Here is a 16,907-nt window from a genome sequence, read left to right as displayed (position 1 = left end):
TCTGCCTGCCGGCCATCTCCCCTCGAGGGGGAGATTACGCACTCCTGAAATTCCATTCCTCGCCTGGCCACCGGATTGGTACGATCTATCTTCTTTCCGGGAGCAAAGGCCTGGAAAAGACAATCCGCGAACCCGGAATCGCATCATGCGCAAGATTGCCGGACCCGCGTCCACGGAGCAACCAGATGAGCGAGCAGACAAAAGCAGCGCCTGACGGCGCCGACACCAATCTGTCGAGGCTGCGCCCGCCTTACGGCTCGGTGCTCGACCTGATCGGCCAGACGCCGGTCGTCGAGCTGACCAAGTTCGACACCGGCAAATGCCGCCTGTTCATCAAGCTCGAAAGCCAGAACCCCGGTGGCTCGATCAAGGACCGCATCGCGCTGTCGATGATCGCCGCGGCCGAGAAATCGGGCGCGCTGAAGCGTGGCGGCACAATCGTCGAAGCCACCGCCGGCAACACCGGCCTTGGCCTCGCCCAGGTCGGCATTCCGAAGGGCTACCGCATCATCCTGGTCGTGCCCGACAAGATGTCGCGCGAAAAGATCCAGCACCTGCGCGCTCTGGGCGCCGAGGTGCGCATGACACGCTCCGACGTCGGCAAGGGCCATCCCGAATATTACCAGGACATGGCGCAGAAGCTCGCCGCCGAGCTGCCCGGCGCCTTTTATGCCAACCAGTTCGCCAACCCGGCCAACCCGCTGGCGCATGAGACGACGACCGGACCTGAAATCTTCCAGCAGCTCAACGGCGACGTCGACGCGGTGGTGGTCGGCGTCGGCTCCGGCGGCACGCTCACCGGGCTCGGCCGCTACTTTGCCAAGGTCTCGCTCAAGACCGAGATGGTGCTGGCCGATCCGGTCGGCTCGGTGCTGGCGCCGCTGATCAAGACCGGCAGGATGGAAGAGGCAGGCAGCTGGACCGTCGAGGGCATCGGCGAGGATTTCGTGCCGCCCAATGCCGACCTGTCGCTGGTCAAAAAGGCCTACTCGATCCCAGACAAGCAGAGCATGCTGGCGGTGCGCGACCTGTTGTCGAAGGAAGGCATCCTCGCCGGCTCGTCCTCGGGCACGCTGCTGTCGGCGGCGCTCCGCTATTGCCGCGAGCAGACCAGCGCGAAGCGCGTCGTCACTTTCGTCTGCGACAGCGGCAACAAATATCTGTCGAAAGTCTTCGATGATATCTGGCTGGCCGAGCAGGGTCTCGCCGACCAGCAACAGCATGGCGATTTGCGCGACCTCGTCATGCGTTCGCCGCGCACCGGTGACATCGTGACCGTCGGCCCGGACGAAAGCCTGCTCAACGCCTATGGCCGCATGCGCCGCTCCGATGTTTCGCAGCTGCCGGTGCTGGACGACGGCAAGCTGATCGGCATCGTCGACGAGAGCGACATCCTGGCCAAGGTCGATGGCCCTTATGACGGCCGCTGGGATCGCTTCAACGGCCCGGTGCGCACGGCGATGACGTCGAACCTGCACACGCTGCAGGCCAACCAGACGCTCGATGCGCTGCTGCCCGTCTTCGACCGCAACGAGGTCGCCATCGTCTTCGATGGCGAGGAATTCGTCGGTCTGATAACCCGTATCGACCTGATCAACCATTTGAGGCGTCGTGCAAAATGACTAACGGCAAGAACCGCCTGGCCTTTTCGACCCGCACCATCCATGGCGGCCAGAGCCACGACCCGCTGACCGGGGCGGTGATGGTGCCGATCTACGCCACCTCAACCTATGGCCAGCAGTCGCCCGGCGTGCACAAGGGTTTTGAGTACGCCCGCAGCCAGAACCCGACGCGTTTTGCCTTCGAGCGGGCCGTCGCCGATCTCGAAAGCGGCTCGGCCGCCTTCGCTTTCGCCTCCGGCCTAGCGGCCATCGGCACCGTGCTCGAACTGCTCGACTCGGGCGCCCACATCGTCGCCACCGATGATATCTATGGCGGCTCGTTCCGGCTGATGGAGCGGGTGCGCAAGCGCTCGGCCGGCTTGCAGGTGAGCTTCGCCGACTTCACCGACCTTGCCGCCGTCGAGGCGGCGATCCGGCCGGACACCAAGCTGCTCTGGGTCGAGACGCCGACCAACCCGCTGCTGCGCATCGTCGATCTCGAAGCGGTCGCGGCACTTGCCAAACGCAAGGGGCTGCTGACGGTCGCCGACAACACCTTCTGCAGCCCCTACATCCAGCGGCCGCTGGAACTCGGCATCGACATCGTCGTGCATTCGACGACGAAATATCTCAACGGCCATTCCGACATGGTCGGCGGTGTCGCGGTGGTCGGCGACAACAAGGATCTCGCCGCCCAGCTGAAATTCCTGCAGAACGCCATCGGCGCCATTTCCGGCCCGTTCGACAGTTTTCTCGCGTTGCGCGGCATCAAGACCCTGGCGCTGAGGATGGAGCGCCACTCCGCCAACGGCCTCAAAATAGCGCAATGGCTGGAAGCGCGAAAAGATGTGCGCCGCGTCCTCTATCCCGGCCTTGCCAGCCACCCGCAGCACTCCATCGCCGTCCAGCAGATGCATGCCTTCGGCGGCATGATCTCGGTCGACCTCAACCGCGACCTTGCCGGCACCAAGCGCTTCCTCGAACGCACGCAGCTCTTCACGCTGGCCGAGAGCCTGGGCGGCGTCGAAAGCCTGATCGAGCACCCGGCGCTGATGACGCACGGCTCGATCCCAGCGGAGAAGCGCGCCGCCATCGGCATCACCGATTCGCTGGTGCGGCTGTCCTGCGGCATCGAGGACGGCGATGACCTGATCGCGGATCTGGAGCAGGCGTTGAGGCTGTGAGCGACCTCGCCAAGGCACCCTAGGCGGCGTTCGAGCGCATCTGCCTTTCCACATACGTCTCGACCAAGAACATCACCACGGCCCCGGCAGTGTTTACGGCAAGGCTTGCATGACGTGCGGACGGTTTGACCGACAGGCGTCCGCCTCGCCCATGAGAATCTGAGAGCCGATTGCGGAGAGTGCCTATACCATTCACAAGGTTCATCGCGCCACCCAAAATGGCTTTGATTGGCTCCTCGCTATGCTGGTCCGGTGCGAGATTGAGAGCCTTCGCAGCCATCTGATAGAGCTTCGGCAAGTCTTCCTTGTCCGTGTAACAGATCGAACACTCATCGAGGATACGCTTGCACACGGTCTCCAGCAAAGTCCGAGCAATCGTAATGGCTCCTTCTGGATCCGACGATCGCCTCGCCAAGGCTTTGTTCCAAACTGCGTGAACTCCTTCCGCATCGAATGTTTCCAACGCCTCTGAAACGAGTTTATCACCGGGAGCCGAACCCTTGCCTTCCAGATGATCCATAAGGGGCGTAAACCCCGCCGATATGATTTGTCGGCGTTCGGCATAGGTGCCAGCTTGATGCTTTATCCAACCCCAGAAAGAAGTCAGATTCCTGTGGGTCCGAACGAATGGAGGTAGCAAGGGCTTGAACTCTTCATTTTGCACGAATTCACGCCGCAGGTATTCGTAGATGTCATTCTGTGAAGACCCGCCGGTTGCGCAATCGATCAGGATAGCTTCAACCATGGCAGCGCGCTCCGTCACAATCGAAGGTAGCTCAGTCTCATCTATCGCCATTTCCAACTCCGGGCGCCATCGACTCACCCCCCGGCATTCTACCAGATGATTTATCCTGATCGCTTCTTGTTCATATGAAGGCGTGCAGCTTCCTCCAAAGCGCTTCCCCAAGCTTTCAGATTTGCTGCCGCTCTATCAGGTATCTTGCCCATCAGTCCCTTCGCTGCTGCTTCTGCCTGTCGGCAAAAAAGCTTGGTACAGCGAAGTGGGAAACCTCGGCTATCATTAAAGTCAAAACCAAGCTTGATGAGGATGACTACCGCTTCATCGTCGGTGCTCTCTCCCGTCCTGTAGTTTTCTTCATGTTTATAAAATTCGTGATCGATGTCCCATCGTTCTTGCGATGCTTCATGCAAATCACTGTAATGGGCCGGAAACGCGAACTTCGTTTCGTCAATCGTGATGCCAAATGTGCTCTTTGAAACCTCGTTGATCTCTTCTTCGAGCGCAGGCGAGAGTTCGCTTCGTCCTGTGGTGTAGAGGAGCAGTTTTCGTTCAATCACCTCGAATCCCGGCAAGTCCAGGATTCTTATCGGCGCCGTTGGCATGGTAGTTTCTGGCTTGGCGTTGGCCGTCAATTTCAGCCACTCGGCATGTCGTTTCTTCATATGGGCTAACCTAAGAAAGAATCGAGCTTGCCCGATATTATGCGCTGCTGGTGAGGAACAAAACATGAATATGCTGCTATCCCCGTAATTCATCTACACTGCAGCGATGCGGGCCTAAAAATCGACGAGGCCGCTGGACCACAGGTCCAGTCTTTGCAAATCTAGATTCCCCTCTAAACTACCCCCAACTTGCGATCCCCGGAGGCGTCATGCGCGTGATCGTGTTGGGTGGCGGCGTGGTCGGCGTCACCACCGCCTATCAGTTGCAGAAGGACGGGCACGAGGTCGTCATCCTCGAGCGCCAGCCCCAGGTCGCAGCCGAGACCAGCTGGGGCAATGCCGGCATGATCGCGCCGGGGCATTCCTTCGTCTGGTCGTCACCCCGGGCGCCAATGATCCTGTTGAAATCGCTGGTGCTGAAGGACCAGGCCCTGCGCTTCAAGCTGTCGGCCGATCCCAGGCTCTACAGCTGGTCGTGGCTGTTCCTGATGGAGTGCACGGCGGAAAAAGCGCGGCGCAACACGCTGCTCAAGCATCGGCTTGCCGTCTATTCGCAGTCCGTGCTGCACGAGGTCATTGCCGACGAGCAGATCGACTACGACCGCAACGATCGCGGCATCCTCTATTTCTATCGCAGCCAGCAGGCGCTCGACAAAGGCGTCGAGCATATGCGGCTATTGGAATCCGACGGTCAGCTGATCAAGGTGCTCGACCGCGACGCGATCGTCGCGCTCGACCCATCCTTGGCCGCCGCGAAGGACAAAATCGCCGGCGGCATCCATTGCCCGACCGACGAGACCGGCGACCCGGCGAAGTTCACGAGGGCGCTTGCCGCGAAGGTCGTCGAGCGCGGCGGCGATATCCGCACCGGCACCACCATCACCGGCATCGAGACCTCCGGCGACGGCATTGCCCAGGTGATGACCGACAAGGGCGCGGTCAAGGGCGATGCCTATGTGCTGGCGCTCGGCTCCTACAGCCCGCTGATCGCGAAAACCATCGGGCTCAGCCTGCCGATCTATCCGGTCAAGGGCTATTCGCTGACTATTCCGATCGGCAACCGGCCGCTGCCGCCGACCATTGCGGCCATCGACGAGCACAATCTGGTCGCCGTCTCGCGCTTCGGCGACCGCCTGCGCGTCACCGCTACGGCCGAGTTCGCCGGCTACGACACCAGCCACAAGCCGGCCGACTTCGCCTTCATGAAAGGCGTTACCGAGGAGCTTTACCCGGAAGGCGCCGACTACGACCGCGCCGAGATGTGGGCGGGCCTGCGGCCGATGACGCCGAACAATCTGCCCGAGTTCGGCCAGCGGCGCCTGCGCAACCTCTACCTCAATACCGGGCACGGCCATATCGGCTGGACCATGTCGCATGGCTCGGCCCGCATCACCGCCGACTTGATCGCCGGCCGCAAACCGGCGATCTCGATGGATGGCCTTTTGGACTGAGAGCGTGATCCAGAAGGATCGACAAGAAAGGGAAACGCCATGTCTGCCGGACTCGCCGCCTCTGTCTCAGTTTCCGAACCGGTGGACCTCGGCGTGCTGCCGTCCGAGATCGATGGCGGGCTCGCCTCGCGCGCTGCGATCGGCCTGGCGATCCTCGCCACCGACCAGACGCTGGAGCATGAATTCCGCGCCCTGGTGCGTATCCCGGGCGTCGCCTTCTACGAGGCCCGGCTCTTCAACGACAACGACATCACGCCCGACACGCTGCGCGCCATCGGCCCGCGCATCGCGCCGACGGTCGACTTGATCCTGCCCAGCATCCCGCTCGACGTAGTCGGTTTCGGCTGCACCTCGGCGACCATGACGCTCGGCGAGGAAGCGGTGTTCGCCGAGATCCGCAAGGCGCGGCCGGGTGTTGCCTGCACCACGCCGGTCACCGGCGCTTTGGCCGCTTTCAAGGCGCTCGGCGCCCGGGGTATCGGCCTGTTGACCCCTTACGCACCCGAGATCAACCAGGGCCTGGTCCGCTATTTCACCGGCCGCGGCCTCGACATCGCGGCCGTCGCCACCTTCGACCGGCGCGACGACCGCGAGGCCGCCCGCATCTCGCTGGCCTCGATCGAGGCCGCCGCCGAGCGGATGGCGAAAGTGCCCGGCGTCGACGCGATCTTCATCTCTTGCACCAGCCTGCGCGTCGCGGAAGCCGTGGCCGCACTTGAGCAGCGCATCGGCATTCCCGTCACCTCTTCCAACCACGCCATGGCGTGGCACTGCCTGCGGCTGGCCGGCATCGATGATGTCGTGCCCGCCGGCGGCCGGCTGTTTGCTTTGTCGGCCGTGTAGGCGGCTGGGTTCCTCGACACCGGGATTTTGAAAGGTCGCCGTTTGTCGAGGGGCTTTCGCCGTTTCGTTAAATCGGCGCAAACGCCGGAGATTGGTGGAAGCCTCTCAACCTCGTCATCCACGGGCGGAGCGACGCGAAGCGGCGCGCAGACCGAGGATCCATTCCGTGACCTTGACCGAGGAATGCAGCGGAGCAAAATTCTGCACCGTTGCAATGCCTCGACGTCACGGAATGGATCCTATGGTCTGTGCGCTTCGCTTCGCTCCTTGCTCCGCCATAGGATGACGATCGCGATGGGCGTTTCGGCGCCCCACAAAGTGAGGGAGAGGTGGAGCGGCGTGCAGCGTCGAGACGGAGCGGGGGCCAGCGCTGACCTACGCGGTTGGCCTACAGCAACCAGAGACGTCACGTCACTTGCTCTCCCAGGGCAGCCGGGCATTCATGAGCTTGGACAGTTTCTCGTTGGGTTTGGCTGGCGCATCGAGCCGCGCCACGAACTCTGCATAGACCTCCAGCGGAACCTCAATCCGGTTCTCGAGTGTCTGCCCGAAGCGATGCTCGTCTGTGCGAGCGTTTTTCATGATCTCACCATAGCAGATCGTAGCGCGTTAACAGAATCGGAAAAGGTTGTTTAACGCTTGGCCTCTATGTCCCGCCCCCGGGGAGGCGCAGACAGAGCGAGCATGATGAACGACGAAAAGCGAAACGAATGGCGCGCCATCTTCTACGTGCAGGCCCGCGTCGCCATCCTGTTTGTGCCGGTTGTCGTCAGCCTGCTGATCATCGGCGCGCTCGCCGGCAACGGCCGCGATCCCAATGCCGTCGACCGCACCGTTACCGGTTCGGTGCGGTAACCCGACGCCGGCTGGCGGCAGGCCCGCGTCTGCCCCTCAAACGAACTTCGGGATCGGGCCGTTCTGCGGCGTCGTATCCCCCTCGAGGTCGACGAACACCTCGTCGACAAAGCACCAGGCCCAGCCCTCCGGTGGGTCGTAACCTTCGATGATCGGATGCTTTGTGGCGTGAAAATGCTTGGTGGCGTGGCGGTTGGGCGAGTCGTCGCAGCAGCCGACATGGCCGCAGGTGCGGCAGAGCCTCAGATGCACCCACCAGGATCCGCTCTTCAGGCATTCTTCGCAGCCGAGCGCGCTCGGCGTGACCTTCTTGATGTCCTTGGTGTGGCTGCATTCGTCCATCGCGGTTCTCCTGGAAATTGCTCTAAGCGGCGCTGCCGCTGTTCTGCGCCAGATATGCATGCAGCGCCGCGACCACCTGGGCGCCTTCGCCGACGGCGGCCGCAACGCGTTTAACCGAGCCGCAGCGGACATCGCCGATGGCGAAGACGCCGCTCCGGCTGGTCTCCATCGGCCCATGTCCCGGGGTCGTATCCGGCCCGGTGCGGACAAAGCCCTTGGGATCGAGCGCGACGTTGCAATTGGCCAGCCAGTCGGTGTTCGGGTCGGCGCCGATGAACAGGAAGAGGTGACGGATCGACCGCGTCGTCACCTGCCCGGTCACCCGGTTGCGCCAGCGCAACTGGTCGAGATTGCCGTCCTGGCCTTCCAGCGCCTCGATCTCGGTCTCGGTCACCACCTCGATATTCGGCTGCGCTTCGATGCGCTCGACAAGGTAGCGCGACATGGTGGCGTTGAGGCTGTCACGGCGCGCCAGCAGCGTCACCTTGCGCACCTGGCTCGCCAGATAGACGGCCGCCTGTCCGGCCGAATTGCCGGCGCCGACCAGCGCCACCTCCTGGCCCTGGCAAAGCCGCGCCTCGATCGGCGAGGCCCAGTAATGCACTGAGGTGCCCTCGAACTGCGCCAAATTGGCGACATCGAGCCGGCGGTAGCGCGCGCCGCTGGCGATCACCACCGTGCGCGTGCGCACGCTCTCGCCGTCGCCGATGGCAAGCCTGTAGCGGGCGCCGGATGTATCCTCGGCGGCGCCGAGCAATTTGGCCTCGTCGGGGATCACCATCTCGACGCCGAACTTCTGCGCCTGGTTGTAGGCGCGCGCCATCAGCGCCATGCCGGTGATCCCGGTCGGGAAGCCGAGATAGTTCTCGATGCGCGCCGAGGCGCCTGCCTGTCCGCCGAAGGCGCGGCAGTCGAGCACGATGGTCGACAGGCCTTCGGAGGCGGCATAGACCGCCGCCGCCAGCCCCGCCGGCCCGGCGCCGACGATCGCCACGTCATAGACCTTGTCGGCATCGACCGGCCGCAGCAGGCCGACGCAGCGGGCGAGCTCGGTTTCGCCGGGATTGTGCATCAGCTTGCCGTTCGGGCAGAGCACGATCGGCAGATGGTGCGGATCGACATGGAAACGCTCGATCAGCGTCTTGGCGCAAGGGTCGGTCTCGGAATCGAGCGCCCGGTGCGGCAGGCCGCTGCGGCGTAAGAATCCTTGCAGCCGCAGCACGTCGCCATTGCCTGGAGGGCCGATGATGATCGGTCCGCTGATGCCGCTTTCAAGAGGCCGACGCGGCGCAGGATCAGCGCCCGCATGACGCGTTCGCCGAGATTGGCTTCCTGCACCATCAGGTCGCGCAGCCGCTGCGAGGGGATGACGATGGCCTCGACCGGTTCTATCGCCGAAGCATTGACCAGCGACGGCCGGTTCGACAATTGCGCCAGCTCGCCGATGAAATTGCCGGCGCCGTAGGTGATGATCGCCTCGCTGAGGCCAAGCCCGGCCTGGGTGATGTCGACCTTGCCCGACAGGATAACGATCAGCCCCGGCGAAACCGTGCCGGCGGTGACCATGTGCTCGCCGGCCGCATAGGCGCGCGCGTCGCCGAACCGGCGCATGCGCTCGATATCCGCATCGGCGAGGATCGGGAACATCTGGTCGTGGCGGTTGGCGATGGTGGGACTGACGGTCGGGGCCATGTCGCGACCGTAGCGCCGAGGTCGCTGTGTTTGAAGCGCTTTGTTCGGGAACTGGCCGCAAGGGGAGGTTTGGCGTTTTTCCACGCTTTCCCGCCATGCCGCATTTGCTACAGTGGAACGCTGTGCTCAAAACTGGGCCTCGGCGCTGAAACGACTAACCCGGTGGGTGGATGCCCCAGTTCAATCTGGCTTTCTATTGCTACCCGAAGAAGGAGGCGATCGATGATTTTCGCCGCGCAGCCGCGTTGATCCAGGCGCGTGCGCCGGACATCAAGGTCAGCGTGCTGTCGACGGCCTCGCCGCTGACAAAACTGCTCACGCCGGCGCTGGCCCGCAGGCCGACCCTGTCCGTCGAGATGGATCGGGTGAAATGGCTGAAGCCGCTGCGCGGGACCCGGCTCGTCCATCAGCGCATGAGCAAGATCGCCGAGCTGTCGGCTTTCGACGCCGCGGGACTTCCCGTCCCCAGATGGACCGAGATCGTGCCGGAGACAAAGCTCGACCCGGCGATGTGGGGGCCGTATGTGGTGGTAAAACCCTCGCGCGGCAGGCGTGGCGCTTTCGTGCGCATCGCCAAGACCGGACGGGTGCGCTACACCGCCCCTGAGGACCACCCGGACGACCACCTGGGCAGGCGCGCGGCGATGATTGCCCAGCAATATGTCCATACCGGTCCATGGCCGACGGCATACCGCGTCCTCACCTATCTCCGCCGGCCTCTGGCCGCCATCCGCTATGAGGGCCGGCGCGACCTCAACCCGCTCGATCATGCGGCTGGTTTCCGCTCGGCCCCGGGGGCCTCCATCGTCGCCTCGGCCAAGGGCTGCACGATCACGCTGACGGCGGAGCAGGATGTCCTGGACCTTGCCGTCCGCACCCACGCCGTCTTCCCGACCATTCCCTCGCTCGGCGTCGACATCCTGCGCGACGCCGCGACCGGCAAACTGTTCCTCATCGAAATCAATCCGGTCGGTGACAGCTGGATGCTGTGCGGTCCGGCTGGACGCAACATACAGAGCCAGTTCGGCCTCGATTTCTATGAGCAGTTCGGCGCGCTCGATATCATCGCCGAGGCATCGATCGAAGCCACCCGTTCGCTGGCGACCTGACGGGCTTCATTGCCTTGGAAAATATGGTCTGCGGCTGAAGCAATCCCGTTGGTAGTCGGGATAGATGGTGCCCAGAAGAGGCGAGACAGGGGCAGTATCGAACCGCCTGCCGATCCGGCGCAAAGCCTTACGTGCCAAGGGATTGAGGTGTCTTAGCGTCTCCGGGGGTCCGGGTTGGGGTGGACCTCCAAGATGGCTGATCGGTGGACCTCGGTCAAGCCTGCCCTCGCATCTCCTCAACGTACCACTGGAGGGCCTGCCACGGGTCATCGTCGAGCAACCTTACCGCCTCTGCATAGGCCTCGCCCTCGCCGCAGTATTCCTTGACGCGCTCAACGTGGCTCTTGATCCACTCGGCCACGTCCGCTTCAAGGGTGCTGTAGTCGATGCTCCTCATTGGTCCCTCTCCTCTGGTCGTCTCGCCCGCCCGGCGTGACTGAGGATCGGATAGCGGGCAGCCGCCAAACTCGTCAAATCAAATAAATTCAATGCATTAGCGGAACTGCTCCGCTGGAGGAGACGTCTCCCCAGTGGGGGTGATTTCTGCCCACTGAAGGACCGCCCCTCGACGCACCTCTTGGGGCGATGCATCGAGGGTGGTCAGGGTCTCAGTCGCTGCTGTACGCGGAACCGTTCTTCCGGGCGGCAGCTATCGCTTGGGCATGGCCATGGAAGACGTGCCACTCACCCTTTGCCGCAGCCCTGCGCAGCGCCGGGAAGTCAGCCTCGTCGACATGCTCAAAGTACGTCGCAAGCGTCAGCCCATGCTGCCGAAGCACGTTGCGGTCCAGATGCTGCTCGAAAGCAACCATGACCACAGCCGCCTCAACCTCTTCGATGCCGAAGGCTTCACCGGTCGGTATCTCTCCGGTCTCGACGTAGGCGTCCACAATGAATTGTTGTTGGGCCTCGCTGTGGGTGTCTCTGAAGCGGTCAAGGCTCTGGTCGGCCATACGCACAAACTCGGCATGCTGCTTCTCTTCCTTCTCATCGTCGATCTCGATCTCATCTTCCCCGGCGGGCAACTCAGGGGCCGAAGCCCCCTCGTCACTCTCGGCCCCCGAGGCTACCCGAAAGACTTCGGCGCGGCGTAACCGCGTGCCGCCAGCCCGTCGACCACAGCCTTGTTGAACTCGGCCTGTGTGATCTGCCCGACCTCGGCCATGTCCCTGGCTTGGGCGTAGCTGACCTCGATACCGCCGAGAACCCTGACCGTGGTCTTCTCGACCTCAGCCATGGGCGGGACAACCCCGACCTCCTGAGACCGGATCGCCCCTTGGGTCTTCACACCCATGCGCTGAGCCTGAAGCTGGGCATTGTTCCGAACAGAAAGCTCGACGGCGCGCGCAATCTCTTCCTGCTTTGCTCGCTCCGTCGCCTCGGCGGCAAGCGCGTCGTGCTTGGCCCTGTCAGCTTCGGCCTGTGCAGCCTGAGCCCGCATCATGGCCTGCCCGAGGGCGGTCTGGTCGGTCTGGTACTTGTTCGGGTTGTCGATGTAGTCGGTCATTTCGTTTCGTTCCTTCATTGTTGGTGTGAACCCCCGGAGCGGCATTGCTCCGAGGCTTGGTCTGCTTGGGATGGTAGGGTGGTGGTGATGGACGCGGTCAGCGACGAGGCGTGAACCCATAGGTGGCCATCTGGGGGCCTTCAGGACGCGCGCTAGGGGTTGCTGGCGTAGATGGTTCGGAAAGGCCGCCGCTGCCTCCGGCGGACTCTGTACGGGGCGCTGTGGGTCTCATCGACACCTCAGCAAGTCGCCTTCCCCACGCAACGGCATCCAACTCTGGATAACCATAGACTTCGAAGCATCGCGCTACCGCCGCGTTGAAGCTGGTCGTCCACGTGATGCCGATCCCTTCAAGGCGCTTGTCGAGTTCGTAGGTGGTCTGCCAGTCGTCGGCCTTGATCCAATCGACCAAAGCAAGGGCCGCTTCCCGCGTCGGGTAGGTCGCGACCCAATCCCGCCGCCTGATCTCGTCCCACCTCATGCCCGGTGACCCTTAGAGGTCATCCGGCCCATACGGTAGAGATACGCGATGGGTGATCCCTCGGGGTTCTCGACATCATCGACCGCGAACGAGTCGAGGGTTCCCATCGTGACGAGCCGGTCTATGGTCTGGTGATACTCCCTGACCTGTTCAGGGCTCATCGCGCGCCACTCTGCTTTGCGCGGCTGGACTACGATTGGCTCCGCTGTCTTTCGTCTCAGGTTCCTTCTCTCATGTGCTGCCTTCAGTGACTTCGTTCGGCGCATCTTCGCGCGCTGTGGAAGGGCCTCGTCGGGGATCACCCGCTGACCCGGTATGTGGTCGAGCGTCAGCCGCTCTCGGCCTCCCCGCTCGGCTCTGTCGTCGAGGTCGAGCTTATGCCGCTTGCTTCGCCGCTCTTCGTCCTGGCGGACCTTGGCTGCGAGCCGCTTGCCCTCAACCATCTGGTCCCAGTCGTCTGCGGTGTAGCTCTCGTTGTCGGTCGACGTCATCACCAGATGCACGACCTGTATGGGCGTAAGGCGACGGGCTTCGGCCACGGTGTCAAGGATTGCCCATAGCGACGGGAGGTAGGTCTGGTCGCCGGCTGCGTTCCTTGGCCCCTGCCACGGGGCAACCGGGCTGCTCTTCTGGTACATCGGTCGCCCATCTGGGTGCCGATCGAGGTATTGCGCCATGAACGCCGCGACGGCCTCATGGGTGACGTAGTTATCAACGTGGTCGTTCGGGTCCCATCTGGGCGACCTCAGCGTGACCAACGCTTTCTCATCTGGGCTCATCGTCTCCTTTCGTGCCTCTGAAATGGAAAGAGCGCCCCGGCTGGAACGCTCTGCCTCCCTAAAGTAGGGAGCGTAGTGATTAGGGAGGTCAGGCCTCAGAACTCGTCGTTGTCGACCTCAATGGCCGTTCTGTCATCCTCGCTCAGATGCTCCCTGAGGTACCCGTAGACCTCGGGCAGCTTCCGTCCGAAATAGCTCGCCAATGCCATGGCGGCGACCTCGGGGTTCAGCGCCAGCTTGGTCGAGAACTTCTTGGTCAGTTCATCGGCATATCTATCAGCGAGTTGTTCCATCCACTGCTCCCTTTCGTGGTTGTCTCTGGTGCAAACGAGGTCATGGCCATTGGCCGCAAGACGAGCCCTGAACCACGACACATAGTCCACCGCCTGTTCCCCTAAGGTCTTCTTAGCGCGTCTCATGATGGTCACCTGAGCCGGCGAAATGCCGGACGCTCTGGCCACCTTCGCAATGCTATGCCGGTCGATCAGCACTAGCCGCCACGCGAAGTTCTGACGGTCGGTGTTGTCCATCGGCAGCTTGGCCTTGGAGTTGGCCTCCCCAGCCGCCAGAACGGCCTCTTCAGGGGTCCCCTCGAAATACCTGACGGGAATGGGTTGGACCCATTGAGCGGCCCCGTAGGCTTCCATGCGGTGGTGGCCGTCGATCAGGACGAACCTTGATCCGACCATCAAGACGGTCACCGCGTCGAGGGCTCCAACTGCTTTGATTGCCTTGACCAGTTCCGACACATGCCGCTCGCTGATCCCGCCTCTCGGCTGGAACAACGCGGGCATTGTCTCGATGTCCTGTAGGTGCAGCTCCGGGGGACCTGTGACTGCCCCTGTGAACTGCTCTGTCAATTCCTGGAGGTCATCTCCAGCACTCATTCTCGCTCCTTCTGTTGTGGTCGTCGGCCCACCTGTCCACCGGGAAAGACACGGATAGGCAGACACGCGCCGGGACATTTCTAAGCTCGCACCTCACCAAGACCGACCAACCCAAACGCGCAGCGAGAACGCTTTGCGGCGACACCTTCGAGCGCCCCCGGAAGCAGCAACGAGGGTGCCTGTCGGGTCTGCTCAGGATGGTCGGTCTGGGAGAAGAGCGTTGCGCAGTGCTAGTGGTATGGTTTGTCGCCTGCGTAGGCTCAAGTGCGCTTACCATGACGGGCCGTTGCCCAGTGCTAGTAGGATGGTCAATCGCCTCGGCAGTGCTAGTAGGTGGGGAAATCACCTGCATAGCTAGTGGGGGTTATGCCCTGCGTAGGTCCAAGTGGGATATGAAGTCGCCTTCGTAGACCCGCCTTCCTACCTAGTGGTGTCCCTTGTCGCCTCCGTAGCTCTAGTGGTGGCCTTAAGCTCCAGTGAGGACCTTCTGGACCGCTGAAGGTGAACACCCGGCCTCCTTGGCGATCTGCCTCACAGACCGTCCCTCGGCCTTCAGGGCCTTGATCCGATCATGGTCGAGCGTCACGGGCCTGCCGGTCTTCCACAGCTCGCCTTGGGCCTCTGCCTTGGCCTTCGCCTTGGCAATGCCTTCCATCTGGCGTTCCTTCCGAAGAGCGGTCTCAAACTCGGCGATGCTGGCGAGGATGCCGAACACCAGCTTGCCTGTCCGGGTGGTCGTGTCCAGTGAGGCGTCGTCTAGCACCTTGAAGCCGACCGCCTTCATGTCGAGGTCCTTGACGATCTGGTGAAGGTGCGCCGCTGAGCGGGCCAAGCGGTCCACTTTGGTCACCACGAACAAATCACCCTCGCGGGCAAACTCCAGCGCCTTCTCAAGCTCTGGTCGCGTCTCGTCCAAGCCCGACCGCTTCTCGCTGAAGACCTTCTCGGCCCCGGCAGCCGCAAGCTTCGCAAGCTGGGTGTCGAGGTCTTGGCCGGTGGTGCTGACGCGGGCATATCCGATGATCATGGTGTTCACTTTCCTCTAAGAGCGTTGGTGGACGACACTTAGTGGACGATTAGTGTACATGTCAAGCGGCATGTTCACGAACGTATAGGTTTGTGCACAGCGCGTTCCAAGTGGCGGCAGACGCGCGGAGCTAAAGACCGAACAAGCGTGGCCTGAGAGCGAGACCTAGGCGCACATGGTGCCGGCGCGCGGCGTCGTCCCTCACTTGCATGCGAATTTCAGCAAGAGCGGCGCGCGCTCGAACCATGTCGACGCGGGTTTGAATGAGAGTGTGGCGAAGCACGCCAGATAGGACGATGTGGACGCATGGGTCGTCAATCATGGATCACCCTACACGGTTTGCCAGACAAAACCATCTCGCGCCAAGCGTGGCGACAAAGGGGGCAGGGGGGACAGCGCGCAGGCCTGTTATCCGATCACCCGCGCGAAGATTTTTCCGAAACATTTCCCGACCTCTCGCGGTAAGCTGACGCTGAGCGAACGGGGGCCACCATGCCGAACTTCTTCTTTCCGTGTATCGGAATAACCAAGGGTCCGCTCATCGAAGACACTGCCGCGAGCCCCCCTTACCTGCTGAAACGTAAGTGGGAGACCACCACCTTTGACATTGCAACGCTTGCCGCCAAGCACAGCCTTAACTTCTCTTGGCACCTGATGGACGCGTTCCTGTCCCACGTTAACTATGAGTTGGTGGTGATGGCCGGTGATCGCACTCAGGCCTGTGAGCAAGCAGACCTATGTCAGGCGATGCTATACGTCGATGGCGCTTCCCCGTTCATCATGGCGTTGGTCTGTACGCATTCGGTCAACGAATACTCGGGCATTAACTCCCGTGACAGCATCTCCGGCGGGGCCAAGCTCCCAGAGGAACTGCGCGTCGGCCTGACCAGCAACGATGGCAAGGTCGAGGCGTGGCTGCACCAACCTGCCTTGGCATGTCTCACGCTACCCGACGGACGCATACCAGACGGTGGGGCAGCGGGGGCAATGAACGCCGCCTCCCTTTGGCCAAGTCTGGAGAAGAAGCAGCCCCGTCTGAAGACCGCTCGGGTGGCCCTTCAGACGGCGCCAATGATCATGCACAGGGGATCGTCGCTCCTCCACATCTGGCAGGGCATAGAGGCCTTGTTCCCCGATGTCCGGACCGAACTCTCGTTCCGGCTAGCCCTGCTGATAGCACAGCTTGCGAAGGACATAACGCCGCGCCGAGAGACCTATCAGCGGTCCCGCAAGAGCTACGACCAGCGATCAAAAGCGGCCCACGGCGGGGAACTTCAGAACGGCCCCGAAACTTGGGTGGAGGGGTGGAACCTCCTATGCCTGTGCATGAAGGCGATCATGGCCCGTGGTGGTCTTCCCGACGAACAAGACCTGATCGGCGAAGCTCTCACCTGATCGAAGGTGGGTTTGATGGTTCGCCCTCGCTGGTGGGCTAGGGTCCCCGAAGGGCCTGTGTCACCGACAGAGGGTCCGGGTTGCCTCGCTCAAGGCGTCTCTACGTTCCATCATCGGTCATATCTGCGGGTTTTGTGACCCAGACCTTGTTCCCCTGATCGGAGAGTGGCCCTCAAACATTTGCAGACCGTCAGCCTACCAGAGCCTTCGGCACATTTCGACCTTAACCCGGCCCCCGTTAGAGACACCTCAAGCAGCTGGTACAGCCTGCCTTGAGAGTGGGGGCTTCAAAAAAGTTTCCAACACGGAAACTCTCCCTTCTGCCCCCTCGGATGAGGGCTCCCCGACAT

At 62.5% G+C, this 16,907-nt stretch carries 19 protein-coding genes; 7 read left to right on the top strand and 12 right to left on the bottom strand.

Going from position 1 to position 16,907, the window contains the following annotated elements; genetic code table 11:
- Positions 1-185: 185 nt before the first annotated feature.
- Together ACVDG8_RS19955 and ACVDG8_RS19950 are read left to right on the top strand one after the other, a co-directional pair.
- Positions 186-1,622 (top strand): pyridoxal-phosphate dependent enzyme, encoded by a 1,437-nt coding sequence (locus ACVDG8_RS19955; RefSeq protein WP_447256216.1) that lies wholly within the window; start codon positions 186-188, stop codon positions 1,620-1,622.
- Positions 1,619-2,785 (top strand): cystathionine gamma-synthase, encoded by a 1,167-nt coding sequence (locus ACVDG8_RS19950; RefSeq protein WP_447256215.1) that lies wholly within the window; start codon positions 1,619-1,621, stop codon positions 2,783-2,785. The genes ACVDG8_RS19955 and ACVDG8_RS19950 overlap by 4 nt, the downstream gene beginning before the upstream one ends.
- Positions 2,786-2,804: 19 nt before the next feature.
- Here the strand turns inward: ACVDG8_RS19950 and ACVDG8_RS19945 are convergent, their stop codons facing one another.
- Together ACVDG8_RS19945 and ACVDG8_RS19940 are read right to left on the bottom strand one after the other, a co-directional pair.
- Entirely contained in the window at positions 2,805-3,581 is a 777-nt protein-coding gene (locus ACVDG8_RS19945; protein ID WP_447256214.1) for an abortive infection family protein, read from the bottom strand.
- A 50-nt stretch (positions 3,582-3,631) separates the two neighbouring features.
- On the bottom strand, positions 3,632-4,189 hold the full coding sequence (locus ACVDG8_RS19940; RefSeq protein WP_447256213.1) for a hypothetical protein: 558 nt from the start codon (positions 4,187-4,189) through the stop codon (positions 3,632-3,634).
- Between the two features lie 209 nt (positions 4,190-4,398).
- Between ACVDG8_RS19940 and ACVDG8_RS19935 the strand changes: the two genes are divergently transcribed.
- Positions 4,399-5,640, top strand: a complete 1,242-nt coding sequence (locus ACVDG8_RS19935) for a D-amino acid dehydrogenase (protein ID WP_447256212.1) — start codon at positions 4,399-4,401, stop codon at positions 5,638-5,640.
- 39 nt (positions 5,641-5,679) lie between these two features.
- The gene (locus ACVDG8_RS19930; RefSeq protein WP_447256211.1) at positions 5,680-6,483 is read left to right on the top strand and encodes a maleate cis-trans isomerase family protein; all 804 of its coding nucleotides are present in this window, start codon (positions 5,680-5,682) and stop codon (positions 6,481-6,483) included.
- 411 nt (positions 6,484-6,894) lie between these two features.
- Here the strand turns inward: ACVDG8_RS19930 and ACVDG8_RS19925 are convergent, their stop codons facing one another.
- A complete protein-coding gene (locus ACVDG8_RS19925) occupies positions 6,895-7,065 on the bottom strand; it encodes a type II toxin -antitoxin system TacA 1-like antitoxin (RefSeq protein WP_447256210.1) in 171 nt (56 codons plus the stop codon).
- 102 nt (positions 7,066-7,167) lie between these two features.
- Here ACVDG8_RS19925 and ACVDG8_RS19920 point away from each other — a divergent pair, with 102 nt between their 5' ends.
- Positions 7,168-7,338, top strand: a complete 171-nt coding sequence (locus ACVDG8_RS19920; protein ID WP_447256209.1) for a hypothetical protein — start codon at positions 7,168-7,170, stop codon at positions 7,336-7,338.
- A 36-nt stretch (positions 7,339-7,374) separates the two neighbouring features.
- Here ACVDG8_RS19920 and ACVDG8_RS19915 read toward each other — a convergent pair whose 3' ends face one another.
- The 3 genes from ACVDG8_RS19915 to ACVDG8_RS19905 are packed head-to-tail and all read right to left on the bottom strand — an operon-like array spanning position 7,375 to position 9,372.
- A complete protein-coding gene (locus tag ACVDG8_RS19915) occupies positions 7,375-7,680 on the bottom strand; it encodes a UBP-type zinc finger domain-containing protein (RefSeq protein ID WP_447256208.1) in 306 nt (101 codons plus the stop codon).
- 22 nt (positions 7,681-7,702) lie between these two features.
- Complete coding sequence (locus tag ACVDG8_RS19910) at positions 7,703-8,902, bottom strand: NAD(P)/FAD-dependent oxidoreductase (protein WP_455707189.1); 1,200 nt, start codon at positions 8,900-8,902, stop codon at positions 7,703-7,705.
- Entirely contained in the window at positions 8,815-9,372 is a 558-nt protein-coding gene (locus ACVDG8_RS19905; RefSeq protein WP_455707188.1) for a Crp/Fnr family transcriptional regulator, read from the bottom strand. The genes ACVDG8_RS19910 and ACVDG8_RS19905 overlap by 88 nt, the downstream gene beginning before the upstream one ends.
- Positions 9,373-9,542: 170 nt before the next feature.
- Here ACVDG8_RS19905 and ACVDG8_RS19900 point away from each other — a divergent pair, with 170 nt between their 5' ends.
- Positions 9,543-10,481: a hypothetical protein gene (locus ACVDG8_RS19900; RefSeq protein WP_447256206.1), complete on the top strand. Its 939-nt coding sequence runs from the start codon at positions 9,543-9,545 to the stop codon at positions 10,479-10,481.
- A 214-nt stretch (positions 10,482-10,695) separates the two neighbouring features.
- Here the strand turns inward: ACVDG8_RS19900 and ACVDG8_RS19895 are convergent, their stop codons facing one another.
- The 6 genes from ACVDG8_RS19895 to ACVDG8_RS19870 form a co-directional block, all read right to left on the bottom strand.
- Positions 10,696-10,878: a hypothetical protein gene (locus ACVDG8_RS19895; protein WP_447256205.1), complete on the bottom strand. Its 183-nt coding sequence runs from the start codon at positions 10,876-10,878 to the stop codon at positions 10,696-10,698.
- Positions 10,879-11,089: 211 nt separating this feature from the next.
- Entirely contained in the window at positions 11,090-11,506 is a 417-nt protein-coding gene (locus ACVDG8_RS19890; protein WP_447256204.1) for a hypothetical protein, read from the bottom strand.
- 41 nt (positions 11,507-11,547) lie between these two features.
- A complete protein-coding gene (locus ACVDG8_RS19885) occupies positions 11,548-11,988 on the bottom strand; it encodes a hypothetical protein (protein WP_127331314.1) in 441 nt (146 codons plus the stop codon).
- 477 nt (positions 11,989-12,465) lie between these two features.
- The gene (locus ACVDG8_RS19880; protein WP_447256203.1) at positions 12,466-13,248 is read right to left on the bottom strand and encodes a hypothetical protein; all 783 of its coding nucleotides are present in this window, start codon (positions 13,246-13,248) and stop codon (positions 12,466-12,468) included.
- A 95-nt stretch (positions 13,249-13,343) separates the two neighbouring features.
- Positions 13,344-14,135: a ParB/RepB/Spo0J family partition protein gene (locus ACVDG8_RS19875; RefSeq protein ID WP_447256202.1), complete on the bottom strand. Its 792-nt coding sequence runs from the start codon at positions 14,133-14,135 to the stop codon at positions 13,344-13,346.
- A 466-nt stretch (positions 14,136-14,601) separates the two neighbouring features.
- Complete coding sequence (locus ACVDG8_RS19870) at positions 14,602-15,162, bottom strand: recombinase family protein (protein WP_447256201.1); 561 nt, start codon at positions 15,160-15,162, stop codon at positions 14,602-14,604.
- Positions 15,163-15,654: 492 nt separating this feature from the next.
- Between ACVDG8_RS19870 and ACVDG8_RS19865 the strand changes: the two genes are divergently transcribed.
- The gene (locus tag ACVDG8_RS19865) at positions 15,655-16,557 is read left to right on the top strand and encodes a hypothetical protein (protein ID WP_447256200.1); all 903 of its coding nucleotides are present in this window, start codon (positions 15,655-15,657) and stop codon (positions 16,555-16,557) included.
- Positions 16,558-16,907 lie beyond the last annotated feature (350 nt).

The sequence above is a fragment of the Mesorhizobium sp. ORM8.1 genome (genome assembly GCF_053005525.2).
The sequence above is the reverse complement of the archived record's forward strand: the minus strand, read 5'-3'. Positions and strand labels throughout refer to the sequence as shown.